Source organism: Thermus caldifontis, assembly GCF_003336745.1.
GTDB classification, from domain to species: domain Bacteria; phylum Deinococcota; class Deinococci; order Deinococcales; family Thermaceae; genus Thermus; species Thermus caldifontis.
The window spans coordinates 15,574-32,580 of the sequence record NZ_QGMX01000003.1; the positions used below are offsets into that span (position 1 = coordinate 15,574).

General features: G+C 65.0%; 18 protein-coding genes. 10 read left to right on the plus strand and 8 right to left on the minus strand.

The genetic code is table 11. From position 1 onward, the window contains the following. Window positions 1-6: 6 nt before the first annotated feature. Genes DK874_RS05530 through aceE form a run of 5 tightly spaced genes read right to left on the minus strand, consistent with a single transcriptional unit; the run spans window position 7 to window position 6,627 of the window. The gene (locus DK874_RS05530) at window positions 7-1,248 is read right to left on the minus strand and encodes a bifunctional folylpolyglutamate synthase/dihydrofolate synthase (RefSeq protein WP_114313038.1); all 1,242 of its coding nucleotides are present in this window, start codon (window positions 1,246-1,248) and stop codon (window positions 7-9) included. Continuing rightward, a complete protein-coding gene (perR, locus tag DK874_RS05535) occupies window positions 1,249-1,644 on the minus strand; it encodes a manganese-dependent transcriptional regulator PerR (RefSeq protein WP_114313039.1) in 396 nt (131 codons plus the stop codon). It lies immediately after the preceding gene. Window positions 1,645-1,686: 42 nt separating this feature from the next. Beyond that, on the minus strand, window positions 1,687-2,592 hold the full coding sequence (hemC, locus tag DK874_RS05540) for a hydroxymethylbilane synthase (RefSeq protein WP_114313040.1): 906 nt from the start codon (window positions 2,590-2,592) through the stop codon (window positions 1,687-1,689). 40 nt (window positions 2,593-2,632) lie between these two features. Beyond that, on the minus strand, window positions 2,633-3,880 hold the full coding sequence (locus DK874_RS05545) for a 2-oxo acid dehydrogenase subunit E2 (RefSeq protein WP_114313041.1): 1,248 nt from the start codon (window positions 3,878-3,880) through the stop codon (window positions 2,633-2,635). Window positions 3,881-3,900: 20 nt separating this feature from the next. Beyond that, window positions 3,901-6,627, minus strand: coding sequence for a pyruvate dehydrogenase (acetyl-transferring), homodimeric type (gene aceE, locus DK874_RS05550; protein WP_114313042.1), 2,727 nt, complete (start codon window positions 6,625-6,627; stop codon window positions 3,901-3,903). 114 nt (window positions 6,628-6,741) lie between these two features. Between aceE and DK874_RS05555 the strand changes: the two genes are divergently transcribed. Further along, entirely contained in the window at window positions 6,742-7,623 is an 882-nt protein-coding gene (locus tag DK874_RS05555) for a LysR family transcriptional regulator (RefSeq protein ID WP_114313043.1), read from the plus strand. On the opposite strand, the gene DK874_RS05560 is transcribed toward DK874_RS05555, so the two are convergent. Together DK874_RS05560 and DK874_RS05565 are read right to left on the minus strand one after the other, a co-directional pair. After that, window positions 7,620-7,877 carry a hypothetical protein gene (locus DK874_RS05560; protein WP_114313044.1) on the minus strand — a complete coding sequence of 86 codons (258 nt, stop codon included), beginning with the start codon at window positions 7,875-7,877 and terminating at the stop codon, window positions 7,620-7,622. The two genes, DK874_RS05555 and DK874_RS05560, sit on opposite strands and share 4 nt — an antisense overlap. Further along, window positions 7,874-8,137: a septum formation initiator family protein gene (locus DK874_RS05565; RefSeq protein ID WP_205387564.1), complete on the minus strand. Its 264-nt coding sequence runs from the start codon at window positions 8,135-8,137 to the stop codon at window positions 7,874-7,876. The genes DK874_RS05560 and DK874_RS05565 overlap by 4 nt, the downstream gene beginning before the upstream one ends. A gap of 195 nt (window positions 8,138-8,332) precedes the next feature. Between DK874_RS05565 and DK874_RS05570 the strand changes: the two genes are divergently transcribed. Next, window positions 8,333-8,776: a Fur family transcriptional regulator gene (locus DK874_RS05570; RefSeq protein ID WP_114313045.1), complete on the plus strand. Its 444-nt coding sequence runs from the start codon at window positions 8,333-8,335 to the stop codon at window positions 8,774-8,776. Between the two features lie 160 nt (window positions 8,777-8,936). Here the strand turns inward: DK874_RS05570 and DK874_RS05575 are convergent, their stop codons facing one another. Next, window positions 8,937-10,337, minus strand: coding sequence for a leucyl aminopeptidase (locus DK874_RS05575; protein ID WP_114313046.1), 1,401 nt, complete (start codon window positions 10,335-10,337; stop codon window positions 8,937-8,939). A 30-nt stretch (window positions 10,338-10,367) separates the two neighbouring features. On the opposite strand from DK874_RS05575, the gene DK874_RS05580 reads away from it, so the two are divergent. From DK874_RS05580 to pstB, 8 genes are read left to right on the plus strand one after another with little or no spacing between them, the layout of a single operon-like run. Beyond that, window positions 10,368-11,264 (plus strand): DUF1385 domain-containing protein, encoded by an 897-nt coding sequence (locus tag DK874_RS05580; protein ID WP_114313047.1) that lies wholly within the window; start codon window positions 10,368-10,370, stop codon window positions 11,262-11,264. Beyond that, complete coding sequence (locus tag DK874_RS05585; RefSeq protein ID WP_114313048.1) at window positions 11,261-11,554, plus strand: nucleotidyltransferase family protein; 294 nt, start codon at window positions 11,261-11,263, stop codon at window positions 11,552-11,554. Before DK874_RS05580 ends, DK874_RS05585 begins: the two co-directional genes overlap by 4 nt. Continuing rightward, a complete protein-coding gene (locus DK874_RS05590; RefSeq protein WP_114313049.1) occupies window positions 11,547-11,897 on the plus strand; it encodes a HepT-like ribonuclease domain-containing protein in 351 nt (116 codons plus the stop codon). Before DK874_RS05585 ends, DK874_RS05590 begins: the two co-directional genes overlap by 8 nt. Then, the gene (mnmA, locus tag DK874_RS05595; protein ID WP_114313050.1) at window positions 11,897-13,015 is read left to right on the plus strand and encodes a tRNA 2-thiouridine(34) synthase MnmA; all 1,119 of its coding nucleotides are present in this window, start codon (window positions 11,897-11,899) and stop codon (window positions 13,013-13,015) included. The genes DK874_RS05590 and mnmA overlap by 1 nt, the downstream gene beginning before the upstream one ends. A gap of 55 nt (window positions 13,016-13,070) precedes the next feature. Beyond that, window positions 13,071-14,039: a PstS family phosphate ABC transporter substrate-binding protein gene (locus tag DK874_RS05600; protein WP_114313051.1), complete on the plus strand. Its 969-nt coding sequence runs from the start codon at window positions 13,071-13,073 to the stop codon at window positions 14,037-14,039. A gap of 58 nt (window positions 14,040-14,097) precedes the next feature. Further along, window positions 14,098-15,000 carry a phosphate ABC transporter permease subunit PstC gene (gene pstC / locus DK874_RS05605; protein WP_114313052.1) on the plus strand — a complete coding sequence of 301 codons (903 nt, stop codon included), beginning with the start codon at window positions 14,098-14,100 and terminating at the stop codon, window positions 14,998-15,000. Beyond that, window positions 14,993-16,192, plus strand: a complete 1,200-nt coding sequence (pstA, locus tag DK874_RS05610) for a phosphate ABC transporter permease PstA (protein WP_114313053.1) — start codon at window positions 14,993-14,995, stop codon at window positions 16,190-16,192. Before pstC ends, pstA begins: the two co-directional genes overlap by 8 nt. After that, window positions 16,189-17,004, plus strand: a complete 816-nt coding sequence (gene pstB, locus DK874_RS05615; RefSeq protein ID WP_114313255.1) for a phosphate ABC transporter ATP-binding protein PstB — start codon at window positions 16,189-16,191, stop codon at window positions 17,002-17,004. The genes pstA and pstB overlap by 4 nt, the downstream gene beginning before the upstream one ends. Window positions 17,005-17,007: the final 3 nt, after the last annotated feature.

The window sequence follows — 17,007 nt, forward strand, 5'->3', positions numbered from 1 at the left end:
ACCGCCCTACTGCCACCTTTCCTCCGGGGGAAGCCCCAAAAGAGCCCGCTTCACCTCCCCCACCAGATACAGGCTTCCCGCCACCACCACCCGGTCCTCCAGGGCGAAGGCCTTTTCCAGGGCCTTTAGGGGTTCTTCCTCCAGCAAAGCCCCCGGGAAAAGGGAAAGAAGGGCCTTGGGGTCTTGGCTCCTTGGGGAAGCGTAGCGGGTGAGGACCACCGGCCCCAATCCCCCAAGGGCCTCGGCCATGGCCCGGTGGTCCTTCTCCCGGCTGAAGCCCAGGACGAAGGCGGCGGGCAAAAGCCCGTGGAAGCGAAAGGCTTCCCGCAAGGCCCAAGCCCCTTCCGGGTTGTGGGCCCCATCCAGGAAAAGCTCCTTCCCCCCGGGCCAAGGAAGGCGCTCCAGCCGCCCCGGGTTCTCCACCCGGAGGAGGCCCCTTTCCACTGCCTCCCAATCCGCCCCCAAAAGCCTCCCCGCCACCGCCGCCAGAGCCAGGTTTTCCGCCTGGTGGGGACCGAGAAGCCGGGTGTGGAAGCCCCTTTCCTCCCCCTTAAGCCCCAGGCGGAAGGCCAAGCCCTCCCCAAAGGCCTCCACCCCGGAAAGGGAAAAGGCCTCCCCCAGGATCCAAAGGGGGGTGCCCAGGGCCCGGGCCCTCTCCCGAAGCTCCTGAAGCCCCTCCCCCCTGGCGGCGGTGAGGGCCGGCACCCCCCTTCGGAAAATCCCCGCCTTTTCCCGGGCCACGTCCCTCAGGGTGGGGCCCAGGATCTCCAGGTGGTCGTGGCCGATGTTGGTCACCACGCAGAGATGGGGCTCGGCAGCGTTGGTGGCATCAAAGCGCCCCCCCAGGCCCACCTCCAGCACGGCGAACTCCACCCCCTCCTGGGCGAAGTGGAGGAGGGCAAGGGCCGTGGCCACCTCAAAGAAGCTGGCCCCTAGGTCCTCCGCTAGGGGGCGGATCTCCTCCAGAAGGGAAAGAAGCGCCTCCTGGCCTATGGGGTTACCCTGGATGGCCACCCTCTCCCGGAAGTCCACCAGGTGGGGGCTGGTGTAAAGCCCCACCCTTAACCCCGTTTCCTCCAGGATGGCCGCCAGGGCCCGGGCGGTGGTACCCTTGCCGTTGGTCCCGCCGATGAGGACCACGGGGTAGGCCTCCTGGGGGTTACCCAGGCGGGCGAGGAGGGCCTGGATACGCTCTAGCCCCGGCTTCACCTGGCCCTGCCGGGCGTAAAGCCAGGCTAAGGGATCCATCTACCCCTTAAGGGCTGCCTTGCAGGTGGGGCAGAGGCCCTTGTAGGTGAGCTCCACCCCCTTTACCTCCAGCTGGGGGTAAGCCTCCTGGGCGGGGGTGAGGAGGTCGGGAAGGGGCACCTCCAGGTCCACGATGGCCCCGCACCCCTGGCAGATCAGGTGCAGGTGGGGGTGGAGGTTGCCGTCGTAGCGGGTGGCCTCCCCCGCCTTGGTGATGGGGATGAGGTAGCCTTCCTCCACCAGGGCCTCGAGGGTGCGGTAGATGGTCCCCAGGCTCACCTTGGGCACCACCTTGCGCACCTCCTGGTAAATCCAGGCGGCATCGGGGTGGTTATGGGCCTTCCTCACCACCTCCAAGACAGCCTTGCGTTGGCGGGTCAAGCGCTTAAGCGCCATCTACCCCACTATACCCCAGGCCAGGAGGAAACTCCAGCAATCCTATCGGGTTTGGGCCAAAATCTCCCGCCCGCCCTGCTCCAGCACGTCCTGGGCCAGCTCCAGGCCCAGCTCCTCGGCCTCGGAAGCGTCGCCTTCAATCTCCGCCCGGATAAAGCTCTTGCCGTCGGGGGTGAGGACCATCCCCTCCAGAAGGAGGGTGCCGTCCTCCGCCACCTGGGCCAGGGCCCCCACCGGGGCCAGGCACCCGGCCCCAAGGCCCTTTAAAAAGGCCCGCTCCGCCCGTACCCGGTCGTGGGAGGGGTGGTGGTGGAGGGCATAGCAAAGCTCCTCCGCCAGGTCGTCCCCCACCCGGACCTCCAGGGCCAAGGCCCCCTGGCCAGGGGCAGGAAGCATCACCTCGGGCTCCAGGAACTGGTCAATGCGGTTGCGCAGATCCAACCGGATGAGCCCCGCCGCCGCCAGGATGATCCCGTCGTACTCCCCGTTGCCCAAGGCGGCCAGGCGGGTGTCCACATTGCCCCGGAGGTCCTTCACCACCAGGTCCGGCCGCTGGGCCAGAAGCTGGGCCTTGCGCCTGATGGAGCTGGTCCCCACCACGGCGCCTTGGGGAAGGTCCTCGAGGCGCTTATACACCTTGCCCAAAAAGGCATCCCGGGGGTCCTGCCTGCGGGGTATGGCGGCAATCTTAAGCCCCGGGGGTTCCTCCGTGGGGAGGTCCTTCAGGGAGTGCACGGCGATGTCGATCTCCCGGGAAAGGAGGGCCTCCTGCAACTCCTTGACAAAGATGGCCTGCTCCAGGGGGCTTGCCCCCTGGTCCCCCCGGGTCTTGATGGTTTTCACCTTGAACTCCGCCTCGGGCCAGCTTTCCTTAAGACGCTCCACCACAAAGCGGGTCTGGGCCAGGGCCAAGGCGCTGCCCCGGGTTCCCACCACGATGACGCGCATACTTTCCCATACTACACGAGAACCCGAAGCCAGCCACCCCCTACTCCAGGGCCAAGCCCAAAGGATCCTCTAAAAGCGCGGCCAGATGCCGGCAGAAGCGGGCCGCCTCCGCCCCGTCTATAAGGCGGTGGTCATAGGTGAGGGCAAAGGGCATGATGAGGCGGGGCTGGAAAGCCTCCTTCTCCGGGTCCCACACCGGCTTCATCCCGGAGCGGGAAACCCCCAAAATAGCCACCTCGGGCCAGTTCACGATGGGGGTGAAGCCCACCCCTCCAATCCCCCCCAGGTTGGACAGGCTGAAGGTGCCTCCTTGCATCTCCTCCGGGGAAAGCTTCCTTTCCCTGGCCTTTTCGGAAATCTCCTGGAGCTCCTTGGCCAGGCGCAAAACCCCCTTTTGCTCCACATTCCGGATCACCGGCACCAAAAGGCCGTGGGGGGTGTCCACCGCCACCCCGATGTGCACGTAATCCTTGTAGACGATCTCTCCCCTCTCCACATCGATGGAAGCGTTGAACTTGGGGAAGGCCTTCAGGGTCAGGGCCAAGGCCTTGAGAAGGAAGGCGGTGAGGGTGAGCCTAAAGCCCCGTTCCTCCGCCCGCTTGGCATAGCGCTTCCTTAGGGCTTCCAGCTCGGTGATGTCCGCCTCGTCAAAGTGGGTGACCATGGGCACCTGGGCCCAGGCCTGGGCCATGGACCTCAAGGTGGCCTTGCGCACCCCGCTCATGGGCTCGGTGCGCACCGGACCCCACTTGCTAAAGTCAGGGAGCTTGGGGCTTGGGGGCGGTGGGGCCTCGAGGGCCACGGGGGGCTGGGCCAACCCCGCCGCCCGCCTCACATCCTCGGCGGTGATCCGCCCCGCCAGGCCCGTGCCCCTCACCTGGCGGATGTCCACCCCCAGCTCCCGGGCCAGCCGCCGCACCGAGGGAGCGGCGGGGATGAGCCGCCCCTCCCCCTCTGCCGGAGCCGGCGAAGGAGGGGGGGCTTTTGGGGAAGGCTCCGCCTGGGCCCGGTCTTCCCTGGGCGGGGCAGCCGCCTCCTGGGGCCTAGGAGCCACCTCCCCAGCCTCCAGCTCCAGGAAGGGCTGGCCCGGGCGCACCTCGTCCCCCACCTTCACCAAAACCCGCTTCACCACCCCGCCCGCCTCCGCGGGCACCTCCATGACCGCCTTGTCGGTTTCCAGCTCCAAAAGGGGATCCCCGGGAGCCACCCGGTCCCCCTCCTTCACCCGCACCCCCACCACCGTGGCGGCGCTCACGTTATCGCCCAGTTCGGGAAGCTTCAGCTCCATCCTGCCCTCCAGAATACCCCCTACCTCCGGTGGGGCGGGGTCTCCAAAAGCTCCAGCCCAAGCTCCTTCCGCGCTTTGGCCAAGACCTTAGCCGGCACCTGGCCTTCCTCGGCCAGGAGAGCAAGGGCGGCGTAGGCGATGTGCCGGGCATCCACCTCAAAGAAGTCCCTTAAGGCCTCCCGGGTGTCCGAGCGGCCAAAGCCATCGGTGCCCAGGGCGCAGAAGGGCCGGTCCAGATACCCCCTTATGAGGTTGGGCAGGGCCTTCAGGTAATCGCTGGCGGCCACCACCGGGCCCTCGTGCCCCTCCAGAACCTCCGCCACGTAGGGCTTGCGGGCCTTGCCCAAAAGCCTCCGCTCCCTTTCCGCCTCGAGGGCATCGTAGTAGAGGGCTTTGTAACTGGTGGCGCTCCAGACATCCGCCACCACCCCGTAGCCCTTCAGCAGCTCCTGGGCCTTCGCCGCCTGGGGCAGGATGGGCCCCGAGCCCAGAAGCTGTACCCGGGGGCCTTCCCCCTCCCCGGGGCGGAAGAGGTAGAGGCCCTTCAGGATCCCCTCCTTCACCTTCTCCCGAGGCCCGGGCATGGGGGGGTGGGGGTAGTTCTCGTTCTCGATGGTGATGTAGTAGAAGACATCCTCCCCCTTCTGGTACATGCGCTTTAGGCCGTCTTCCAGGATGACGGCGAACTCGTAGGCGAAGGCGGGGTCGTAGGCCAAAAGGTTGGGGGCGGCCAGGGCGTAGATCTGGCTCTGCCCATCCTGGTGCTGCAACCCCTCCCCCTCCAGGGTGGTCCGCCCCGCCGTGGCCCCCAGGAGGAAGCCCTTGGTGCGCTGGTCGGCCGCCGCCCAGACCAGGTCCCCGATACGCTGCAGGCCAAACATGGAGTAGGTGATGAGGAAGGGGATGGTGGGGATGCCCCAGTGGGCGTAGGCGGTACCAGCGGCGATGAAGTCCGCCATGGCCCCCGCCTCGGTGATCCCCTCCTCCAGGATCTGCCCCTCCTTGCTCTCCTTGTAGGCGGTGAGGGTGCCGGCGTCCACCGGGATGTAAAGCTGCCCCTGGGGGGAGTAGATGCCCACCTGGGCGATCAGGGCCTCCATACCGAAGGTGCGGGCCTCGTCGGGCACGATGGGCACGATGAGTTTCCCGATCTTGGGGTGGCGCAGGAGCTTGGCCAGGATGCGCACGAAGGCCATGGTGGTGGAGATCTCCCGCCCCCCCGTACCCTCGTAGAACTCCTGGAAGAACTCCTCCCCCGGCACCTCTAGACCCCCGGTAAACCGCACCCGGCGCTCGGGGACAAAGCCCCCCAGGGCCTTCCTGCGTTCCAGGAGGTATTTCACCTCGGGGGAGTCCGGCCCTGGGTGGTAGTAGGGAAGCTCCGATAGCTTCTCCTCGGGCACGGGGATGCCCAAAAAGGAGCGCGCCTCCTTTAGGTCCTCCTCGGTGAGCTTCTTCACCTGGTGGGCCACGTTCTTGGCCATGGCGGTGGGCCCCATGCCGTAGCCCTTGATGGTGCGGGCCAGGATGACCACCGGGCTTCCCTTGTGCTCCACCGCCGCCTTGTAGGCGGCATGGATCTTCACCAGGTCGTGCCCGCCCCGGCTACGGGTGAGCTCATCCAGCTCCTCGTCCGTCATCCCCTCGATGAGCCGCTTGAGCTCGGGGGTGTTGAAGAAGCGCTCCCTGAGCTCCTTGGCCCCAAAGGCGGCATAGCGCTGCGACTCCCCGTCCACCAAGGCCTCAAAGCGCCGCAGGAGGTGGCCCTCCTTGTCCTTGGCCAGGAGCCGGTCCCAGGCGGAACCCCAGGCGATCTTGATCACCCGCCAGCCCGCACCTCTATAGAGCCTCTCCAGCTCCTGGATGATCTTGGAGTTGCCCCGCACGGGCCCATCCAGGCGCTGCAGGTTGGCGTTCACCACGAAGATGAGGTTGTCCAGCCCCTCCCGGGCCGCCAGGTGCAGGGCCCCCACCGTTTCCGGCTCGTCGTGCTCCCCGTCCCCCAAGAAGGCCCAGACCTTGGCGGTGCTCCTGGGCTTCAGGCCCCGGTCCTCCAGGTAGCGCATGAACCGGGCCTGGTAGATGGCCTGGATGGGGCCAAGGCCCATGCTCACCGTGGGGAACTCCCAGAAGTCCGGCATCAGCCAGGGATGGGGGTAGCTGGAAAGCCCCCGGCCACCCGGCACCGGAGGGTGCACCTCCCGGCGGAAGTTCTCCAGATCCGCTTCGCTTAACCTCCCTTCCAAGAAGGCCCGGGCGTAGATGCCAGGGGAGGAGTGCCCCTGGAAGAAGACCAAATCCCGGTCCAACCCCGCCTCGAGCCCGCGGAAGAAGTGGTTGAAGCCCACCTCGTACAGCTCGGCGATGGAGGCGTAGGTGGAGATATGCCCCCCGATCCCCTCCGCCTTCTTGTTGGCCCGGGTGACCATCATGGCCGCATTCCAGCGCAGAATGTTGGCGATGCGCCTTTCCAGATCCAGGTCCCCCGGGTAAGGAGGCTCCTTTTCCTTGGGGATGGTGTTGAGGTAAGGGGTGGAGAGGCGGTTTGCAGGGGTGTAGCCCTCCAGGTAGAGAAACTCGTCCAATAGGCGCAAAAGCTCCTCCACCCGGGCAAACCCCTCCACCCGGAGCACGTACTCCAAAGACTCCCGCCACTCCCGGTCCTCCTCCTCCTTAAGCCGGGCCAGTTCCTCTGGGGAAAGGCTTTCTAAGGCTTGCTTGAGCGCATCCACATTCACTGCCGTCATCTTCCCCCCTTTTGCGCAAAACTACACTACACCGACTCCTCTTCCCAGTCTGGGGCAGAGGCGACCCTTTGTCCAATAGAAAAGCCTGGAGGGTGATGATAAGCTAGCCTTATCATGGACCTGCGCCGCCTGCGGCTTTTCCTTCTTCTGGCCGAGGAAGGGAACTTCCACCGGGCCGCGGAGAAGGCCTACCTTTCCCAGCCCGCCCTTTCCCAGCACATCCAGGCCTTGGAGAAGGCTTTAGGCGTCAAGCTTCTTGAGCGCAGGCCCTTCCGCCTCACCCCGGCGGGGGAGGTGCTGCAACGGGAAGGCAAGCGGCTCTTGGCGGAGGTGGAGGCCCTAAAAGAGCGGGTGCGCCAAGCAGGGCGGGGCCAGCCCGGGAAGGACCATCTGGGGGAGCTCCGCTTCGGGGTGCCGGAAAACCTCCTTCCTGACCTTATGCCCCTTTTAGACCACCTGCGCCGGGGCTTGGGCCAGCCGGTGGAGATCCTGGAGATGCACACCCCCGAGCAGGTAAAGGCCCTCAAGGAGGGCCAGCTGCACTACGGCCTGGCCGGGCTTAGGGTGGAGGACCCCGCCATAGGCCAGGAACCCCTCTTACGGGTACCCATCGTGGTGGCCCTGCCCGAGGAGCACCCCTTGGCCTTGCGAAAACGGGTGCCCCTTAAGGCGTTAAGGGAGGAACCTTTCCTCCTCCTCCCCAAGGAGGTCCTACCCCCCCTTCACGAGGCCTTCATGGCGGTCTTCCAGCAGGCGGGCTTCACCCCTAAGGTGGTCCGGGAGGTGGCCCGGTTCTCCCAGGCGGTGAGCCTGGTGGCCGCGGGGGTAGGGGTCTACCTCACCCTGGCCCCCTACCGGGTCTTCCCCCATCCCGGGGTGGTGCTTAAGCCCCTGGAGGAAGAAGCTGCCTTACAGGTTTCCCTCATCTACCGCACCCATCCCGCTCCCCCCAGGCTTTCGGAGGTGCGGGCACTCCTAAAGGCTTTGGTCCTTTAGGCCTGAAGGCCCGGGGCCTCCGCCTCCCCCCAGGCCAGTTCCACCAGGCCGATAAGCTCCTCCACCGGCAGGCCGTAGTCGCGGGAAAGGCGCGTAATCTCGTGCCCAAGCCTTCTCAGGTGGGCCAGCTGGGAAGGGCTGGCCTCCCGTGCCAGGTCCAAAAGCCAGGAAAGGAGGGTTTCCGCTTCCTCGTCGGTGAGGCCATCGGTCAAGGCTTCGTCCTCCAGAAAGAGTGCCGCCGGGTCTTCCCTCATCGCCTCTTTAGTATTTCCTCTTGCCGCACAAAACCCAACCTGCGCACCAGGGCCTCGAGGTGGGCGGGATCCCTGGCCGCCTTCACCTCGGCCTGGAGGCGGGCCACCCGGGCCTGCTGTTGCCGCAGGGCCTCCTCCAGCCTAGCCCGCTCCCGGGAAAGTTGGTAAGCCCTAACCCCCTCCTGCCCCAGGAGGAAAAGGGCATGGGCCAGACCCAGGGCGAAGAGCAAATGCAGGATGCGGTAGATGGGCCGCTCCAAGGTGCCTCCATTATAGGGCATCCGCAGGCTCAGCCAAAAACTGGCAAAATAGAGGTAACGGAAACCCAACCCCCCGGTCACCCCGGGAAAAGCGCCTCCCCAAAAGAAAGGGATCGTCCTTACCATCTTTTGGGTTTTAGGGTGTTGCATTTGAACATGGCCTGTGTATACTGGAATGGAAAGGAAGGAGGAGCCATGCCAAGGATGAGGGAAAAGGAGAACTACCGGGCGCGGCTAAAGGCTGTGGGGCTGAGGCACACCCTGCCGCGGGAGCGGATCCTGAGCTATCTGGACCGCAAAAACGTCCACCCCACCCCTGAGGAGCTTTATAACGGCCTTAAGAAGCGGGGCTACGACATTGGCCTTTCCACCGTATACCTCAACCTCCACGTCCTGCGGGAGCACGGCCTCATCTACGAGTTCCGCGACCCCAAGGGCCTGACCCGCTACGACGGCTACACCGAGCCCCACGTGCACCTGGTCTGCACCTCCTGTGGCAAGGTGGAGGACCTGCTCCTGAAAAACCTGCCGGAGCTGGACCTTTCCCAGGGGCAAAAGGCGGCTGCCGAAAAGTCCGGCTGGGCCTTGGAAAACTTCCGGCTGGAGTTCCGGGGGCTTTGCCCCAACTGCCAGGAGTAGGCTCCCAGGATTGCCCGCCCTGCCCTTTGGGCAGGGCGGGATCTTTGTAATACCACCCCACCCTGGCTTGCGCCAGGGTGGGGGCCCCGGAAAGGGCCTCCGGTAGGCGTCATCTCGTTGGGGCTTAGCGAAGGAAACAAGAGGAAAGGGTATAAGGGGTCTAGGCGGCCTCCGTCAGCCCTTGGGCTACTTCAAGGACCGTCCGCACCCCAAACCCCGTGCCCCCTTCCGGACCTAGGACATGGGCCTTTTTGGCGAAGGCGGGCCCGGCGATGTCCAGGTGCACCAAGGGCACCGTCACGAACTCCGAAAGGAAAAGGGCGGCGGTGATGGCTCCACCGTACTGGTCCCCCACGTTCTTCATGTCGGCCACGAGGCTTTTCAGCTTTTCCCGGTAGGCCTTCTCCAAAGGAAGAGGCCAAACCTTCTCCCCCGCCTTCCTGGCCGCCTCCTCCACCCTTTTTCCCCAGGCTTCTTGGGTGGCGAAGAGGGCCGCGACCTCCTCCCCCAGGGCCACCACCGCTGAGCCGGTAAGGGTGGAAAGCTCCAGGATGCGCTTAGCCCCTTGCCGTTCCGCATAGGCCAGGGCATCCGCCAGGGTGAGCCTCCCTTCCGCATCCGTGTTCATCACCTCCACCGTTTTGCCGGCAAAGGTCTTGAGCACATCCCCAAGCCGGTAGGCCCGGCCCGAGACCATGTTCTCGCAGGCGGCGATGTAGCCCCTGATCTCCACCGGCAAACCCAAAAGGGCGGCGCTCTTTAGGGCCCCCAGGACCGCCGCCCCTCCCGCCATGTCGCCCTTCATGGTGGCCATGCTCTCCGTGGGCTTTAAGGAGTAGCCGCCGGAGTCAAAGGTAAGCCCCTTACCCACCAGGTCCAGCCTTTCCCGGGCGCCCTCCGGGGCATAGCGCAGGTGGAGGAAGCGGGGAGGGTTCTCCGAACCCTGGGCCACCGCCAGGAAAGCCCCCATGCCCAAGGCCCGGATGGCCTCCTCGTCCAAAACCTCCACCTCTATTCCCAAAGCCCTCAGGGAAAGGGCCGCCTCCGCCAGGGCCTCGGGGGTTAGGACGTTAGGGGGCTCGTTCACCAGGTCCCGGGCCCAAAACACCCCTTCCGCCACCTTCTTCGCCCTATCCAGCTCCTCTGGCTTGGCCCCGGAAAGCTGGAGGGCCAGGGCCTTATCCTCCTTCTTTTCCTTGTAGCGGTCAAAGCGGTACGCCCCCAGGAGGAGGCCCTCCGCCAAGGGATAGGCCTCCAGGGCTTCTACCAGGACCTCGGGGAAGGCCAGCTTAGAAAGCGTCTGGGCAAGCCTTCCCCCTGTGGCCCGGATGTCCTCGTCCAGGCCGAAAAGGAGAAAGCTCCCTTCGGAAGAGGCTAAAAGGAGGCTTTCCCCCGCTTCCCCCTTGAAGCCGGCCTCGGCCATGGCCCGCCGGAGAAACCCACCCAGGTGGGCGTCCAGGACCTCGCCTTGCGGGGTAAGCTCCCCCTTCCTGACCCACACCACCTTCAAAGGCGCCTTCCCCTCCGCCAACGTGGCCTCTGTGGCATGCAAGGTGATCACGCCTGGAAGATACCATGCCCCCGTGGCAAAATGGGAGGGATGCGGCTTCTCTTGCTGTTGGCCAAACAGGTAACCCTGGGGGGCTCGGCGGCCCTCGAGGGGGTAATGATGAAGTCCCCCTGGGCCTGGGCCCTGGCCGTGCGCCTTCCCGACGGCCAAATCCACGTGGAGCGCCATGCGGAGCCCGCCCTAAGCCAGCGTTACCCCTGGGCTAAGCTTCCCCTGGTCCGGGGGGTGGTGGCCCTCTGGGATGCCCTTTCTGTAAGCTACCGGGCCTTGGCCCGGAGCGCCGAACTCGTAGGGGGTGAAGAGGAGGTGCCCAAAGGGGCCCTCTGGAGCACGGTGGCGGTAAGCCTTCTTCTCGGCATCGCCCTTTTCATCGTCCTGCCAGGGTTTTTGGCCGGCCTCCTCCTGGACCCGGCCCGCTTCCCCCTCCTCTACAACCTCCTGGCCGGCCTCGTCAAGGTGGGCATCCTGGTGGGCTACCTCCTCTTCATCGGGCGCATGCCCGAGATCCAGCGGTTTTTCATGTACCACGGGGCAGAGCACAAGGCCATCCACGCCTTTGAAAAGGGGCTTCCCCTCACGGTGGAAAACGTCCTGGCCCAGCCCCGCTTCCACCCCCGGTGCGGCACCACCTTCCTGTCCTTTGTTATCGTGGTTTCCATCCTGGTCTACAGCCTGATCCCCGCTCCCGAGGTGCTCTGGTGGCGGCTATTGGCCCGGGTGCTCTTCCTGCCCGTGGTGGCGGCCTTGGCCTTTGAGCTCCTTTACCTCTCCGCCCGGCACGAGGATCCCCTTTCCCGGCTTTTGCGGGAGCTTGGCTTCCGCTTCCAGGCCCTCACCGTGGCCGAGCCCACCCCGGAGATGGTGGAGGTGGCCATAAGGAGTACGGAGGCCGCCCTTGGCGATAGGGTGGTGGTATGAGCCTTCTGGAGATCCTCGCCCTCCTAAGGGCCCACCGCCAGGAACTCCAAAGGCGCTTTGGGGTGAAAGCCATCGCCGTCTTCGGCTCCTACGCTCGAGGCGAGGAAAGGCCCGGAAGCGATCTGGATCTTTTGGTGATGCTAGGCCGCCCCTTGGGCTGGGAGTTGGTGGATCTCAAAGCCTACTTGGAAGGGATCCTGGGTGTTACTGTGGATGTTGTGACCGAGGGAGCCTTGGGAAAGAACCCCGCTTTGCGGGAAGCGGTGGAAGGTGACCTGGTCTATGTCTAGACGCCGTCTACGCCTCTATGTGATGGACATGCTTCCGGCTATAAGCCGCATAGAGCGCTACCTGGCTGACCTAGACCGGGATGCCTTTTTGGCAAGCGACCTCCATCTGGATGCGGTGGTGCGCAATCTGGAGATTGTGGGCGAAGCTGCCCGCCACCTTCCCGAAGAGCTCCGCGACCGCTATCCGGAGATTCCTTGGCGCCGGGTGGTGGGCCTGCGCAATGTGGTGGCCCACCAGTACTTTGCCGTGGACCCTGAGGTGGTCTGGGTCGTTGCCAAGGAGCAAGTACCCGCGCTGAAGAACATCCCCCAACATATCCTGAAGGAGGTGGGGGAGGAGTAATGCTTAAGCGTAAGGTCCTGGTAGCCATGTCCGGGGGGGTGGACTCCTCGGTGGCCGCCTACCTATTGCGGGAAGCGGGGTACGAGGTGGTGGGGGCCATGATGCGCTTCTGGCCCGAGGAGCCGCCCAAGCCTTCCCTGGAACTCCCGGCAGGGCGGGCCTGGGAAAGCTGCTGCACCCCCGAGGCCGCCTACGAGGCCCGCAGGGTGGCGGAGATCCTGGATATCCCCTTCTACCTCCTGGACTACCGGGAAACCTTTGAGGAGGAGATCATCCAACCCTTCCTGAAGGACTACGCCAGGGGCCGCACCCCCAACCCCTGCGCCCGTTGCAACACCTTCGTGAAGTTCGGAGCCCTTCTCCAGCAGGCGAAGCGCCTGGGCCTGGACTACGTGGCCACCGGCCACTACGTGCGCCGGGAAGGGGAGGCCCTCCTAAGGGGGGTGGACCCTGCCAAGGACCAGAGCTACTTCCTCTGGGGCACCCCCAAGGAGGCCCTTCCCCACCTCCTCTTTCCCGTGGGGGGGATGACCAAGGCGGAGGTGCGGGCCCTGGCGGAAAAGGCCGGCCTTCCCACCGCCAGGAAGCCGGAAAGCCAGAACCTGTGCTTCGTGAGCGGGGACCTGAAGGCCTTTTTGCGGGAGAGGCTCAGGGTCCGCCCTGGCCCCGTGGTGGACGCCCTTACCGGGGAGGTGGTGGGGGAGCACCAAGGAGCAAGCCTCTACACCATCGGCCAGCGGAAGGACCTTGGGCTTTTCAAGCCCCACCTGGAGCGGTACGTGGTGGGCGTGGACCCTCTGGCCAACGTGGTCTACGTGGGGCCCAAGGAGGCTACCCTTTGGCTGGGCCTGGAAGGGGAGGAGGCCAACCTCCTCGCCGAGCTTCCCCAGGAGGTGGAGGTCCAGGTGCGCTACCGCACCCCTCCCGTAAGGGCCCAGGTGGAGTCCTTAAGCCCCCTGCGCCTCCGCTTCGCCACCCCGGTTTTCGCCGTGACCCCGGGGCAAAGCGCCGCCTTCTACCAAGGGGAAAGGCTCTTAGGGGGCGCGGTGATCCGCCAGGGGCTTTACAACCTGGCGGGCCTGGCCCAAAGTCCCCCAAAGGTCCTGACAACCTCCTGACAATGGGAGGCCAGAGTAGACCAGGGGAGGGATCCCCCTCCCAAGGAGGTAAGGGATGAGGAAACTGGTTCTAGCTGTTTCCGCTTTGGTTTTGGCCAGCGTAGCCTTGGCGCAGATCCGGGCCGATGGCTCCTCCACCGTCTACCCCATCACCCAGGCGGTGGCGGAGGAGTTCACCACCCGTAACCCTCAGGTAAAGGTCACCGTGGCCTTCTCAGGCACGGGCGGGGGGTTCAAAAAGTTCTGCCGGGGGGAGACGGACATCCAAGACGCCAGCCGGCCCATCCTGCCCGAAGAGCTGAAGGTGTGTAAGGAAAACAAGGTGGAGTTCATTGAACTCCCCGTGGCCTACGACGCCCTCACGGTTATCGTTAACCCCAGGAACACCTGGGCCGCCTGCATGAGGGTTTCCGAGCTCAAGGCGGTCTGGGAGCCGGGCTCTAAGATCACCCGCTGGAACCAGATCCGCCCCCAATGGCCCAACCAGCCCCTGCGCCTCTTCGGGGCCGGAGCGGACTCGGGAACCTTTGACTACTTCACCGAGGCCATCGTGGGCAAGCTCAAAGCCATCCGCACCGACTACCAACCCACCGAGGACGACAACGTGACCATCAAGGGGGTGGCCGGCGACCTCTACGCCATGGGCTTCCTGGGGGTAGCCTACTACGAGGAGAACAAGGACAAGGTGAAGGCCATCGCCATTGACAACGGCAAGGGGTGCGTCCTCCCCACCCGGGAGAACGTGCTCAACGGCTCCTACCAGCCCCTGGCCCGGCCCCTTTTCATCTACGTGAACGTGAAGAGCTTAGAGCGCAAGGAGGTACAGGACTTTGTGAACTTCTACCTCTCCCCCGCCGCCCGCCGGGCCATCCGCTCCACCGGCTACATTGAGCTGCCCGATGAGGCCTACAAGATCGGCCAGCAGCTGGTGGCCAAGAGGAAGACCGGCACCTTCTTCATGGACCTGCCCGTGGGCACGCCCCTTTCCAAGTTCATCAGCGAGCTGGAGAAGGAGCTGAAGTAAGCCAGGAAAAGCAAAGGGGTGGGGAGTACCCACCCCTTTGCTTTAGGATAGGGAAGGCATGGAGATCCTCAGGGAAAAACCCTCCCGAAACCCCAAGGAGGTCCTTACCTTTATCACCTTGGTGATCCTTTCCTCCGTGACCCTTCTCACCACGGCAGGCATCATCCTAAGCCTCCTGGGGGACGTTCTGCAGTTTTTCCGCCGGGTACCCTTGACGGAGTTCCTCTTTGCCCGCGAGTGGACTCCCCTCTTCGCCGAGCCCCGCTACGGCATCAGCCCCCTTATCGCCGGCACCTTCCTGGTCACTGCCCTCGGCCTGGTGGTGGCCATACCTTTGGGGCTAGCCCTAGCCATTTACGTCTCGGAGTACGCCCGTGGGGAGGCCAAGGCCCGCATCAAAGGCACCCTGGAGCTCTTTGAGGGCATTCCCACCGTGGTCTTCGGCTACTTCGCCCTTCTCACCGTCACCCCCCTTCTGCAGAAGGTGATCCCCGGGCTCAACATCTTCAACGCTCTTTCCGCCGGGTTGGTCCTGGGCTTCGTCATCCTGCCCTATGTGGCCAACGTGGCCGCCGATGCCATGGAGTCCGTGCCCCGCTCCATCCGGGAGGCCGCCTATGCCCTGGGGGCCCGGCCCTACGAGGTGGCCCTTAAGGTGGTCTTCCCCGCCGCCCTCTCGGGCATTGTGGCCGCCATTATCCTGGCCGCTAGCCGGGCCATAGGGGAAACCATGCTGGTTTCCATCGCCGCCGGCCAGCGCCCCATCCTCACCCTGGACCCCCGGGAGACCATCGCCACCATGACCAGCTACATCGTCCAGGCGGCCACGGGGGACCAGCCCGTGGGCAGCACCGCCTATTACGCCCTTTTCGCCGTGGGCTTTACCCTCTTCCTCCTCACCCTCCTCCTCAATATCCTGGCCCAGTGGGTGGTGGAGCGCTACCGGGAGCGGTATGAATAGCTGGCAAGAGACCTTCGGCGTGGACCCCTGGAAGAACCGCATAGACCGGGCGTTCGCCCGGGCCCTGGTCCTTCCCCTCCTTGTATCCATAGGGTTGTTGGCGTGGCTCTTGGGGGATACCCTTTACCGCAGCGTATCCGTGCAGGTGGTCAAGGCGGATGAGGGACCCGGCGTTACCTATCCCTTCGGCCTTTCCGTGAACGAGATCCTCCGGCAAGAGCTCCTGGCCCGGGGGTACACGGAGGAGGAGGTCCGGTTCACCCTGCAAGACCCCACGGAGCGCCGGGTTCTCCTCTTGCAGAACCGGGTGGAGCTCATGTGGAACACCCACGAGGGGCCCTTCCGCTACGTGGTGACGGGCCTTCGCGATGAGCGCATTGCCGATTTTTCCCTTCTGGAGGGCTTAAGACGCTGGGACGAGCTCAAGGCCAACCTGAAGGAAGGGGAGAGGCTGGTGCTGAATCCTTGGCTGGACCAGACCTTTCTCACCCGGGTTCCCTCCCGCTCCCCCCTCATGGCGGGCATCGGCACCGCCATCTGGGGCACGGTCTGGGTCTTGGGAATGGCCCTTCTCATCGCTATTCCCGTGGGGATCGGCACGGCCATCCTCCTGGAGGAATACCTGAGGGAGGGGAGGGTAAGCCGGGTCCTCGAGGTCAACCTCCGCAACCTGGCCGGGGTACCCTCCATCGTGTACGGCCTCTTGGGCCTGGCCCTCTTCGTGCGGGGAATGGGGCTTGGCCCCACCATCCTCCCTGCGGCCATGACCCTGGCCCTTTTGGGCATCCCCGTGATCGTGGTCACCGCCCGGGAGGCCCTAAGAGCTGTGCCCGAATCCCTGCGCCTGGCAGCCTTCGCCCTAGGGGCCACCCGGAGGCAGGTGGTCTTCCGGGTGGTCCTGCCCGCCGCCCTTCCGGGCATGGTCACCGGGGTGATCCTCTCCGCCGCCCGCCTCATCGGCGAGGCCGCACCCCTTCTCTTGGTGGGGGCTGCCGCCTACGTTCCCTTTCTGCCCAATGGCCCCCTTTCGGAGTACACGGTCATCCCCGTGCAGATCTACCTCTGGGTGGGCATGAACCTCCCCGAGTTTGCCCGGGTGGCGGCGGCAGGCATCCTGGTGATGCTGTTGGTGCTTTCGGTCCTCTACTTCATGGCCCTTTACCTGCGCAACCGCTTTAGGAGGGAGTGGTGAACGCTTTGGATTTTCTCAAAGACCACGAAACCGTCCGCACGGAACCCGTTCCTGAGGCCGAGGCCCTGGTGGACGTGCGCCGCTTAAGCCTCTGGTACGGCAAGGCCCAGGCCCTCTACGGGATCAGCGTGCGCTTTCCCCGCAACCAGGTCACCGCCATCATCGGCCCCTCGGGGTGCGGCAAAAGCACCCTTCTGCGCTCCTTAAACCGCATGAACGACCTGATCCCTGGCGTAAGGGTGGAAGGGGAGGTGCTTTACGAAGGGGTCAACATCTACGATCCCCAGGTGGACCCGGTGGCCGTGCGCCGTCATATCGGCATGGTCTTCCAAAAGCCCAACCCCTTCCCCAAGACCATTTTTGAGAACGTGGCCTTCGGCCTGCGCCTCATGGGCGTGAGGGGAAGCGAGCTGGAAGACCGGGTGGTGGAGGCCCTAAAGCGGGCCGCTCTATGGAACGAGGTCCAAGATCGTTTCAAAAAGGAAAGCGGCCTGAGGCTTTCCGGCGGGCAACAGCAAAGGCTTTGCATCGCCCGGGCCATCGCCGTGGAACCCCCCCTTCTCCTCATGGACGAGCCCACCAGCGCCCTGGACCCCATCGCCACCCAGGCCATAGAGGATCTAATCCTGGAGCTGAAGGAGCACTACACGGTGGTCATCGTTACCCACAACATGCAACAGGCCAGCCGCATCTCCGACCGCACCCTCTTCATGCACCTGGGGGTCTTGGTGGAGGAGGGCCCCACCGAGCTTATGTTTACCAAGCCCAAGCACCCCTACACCGAGGCCTACATCACCGGCCGTTTCGGCTAAACT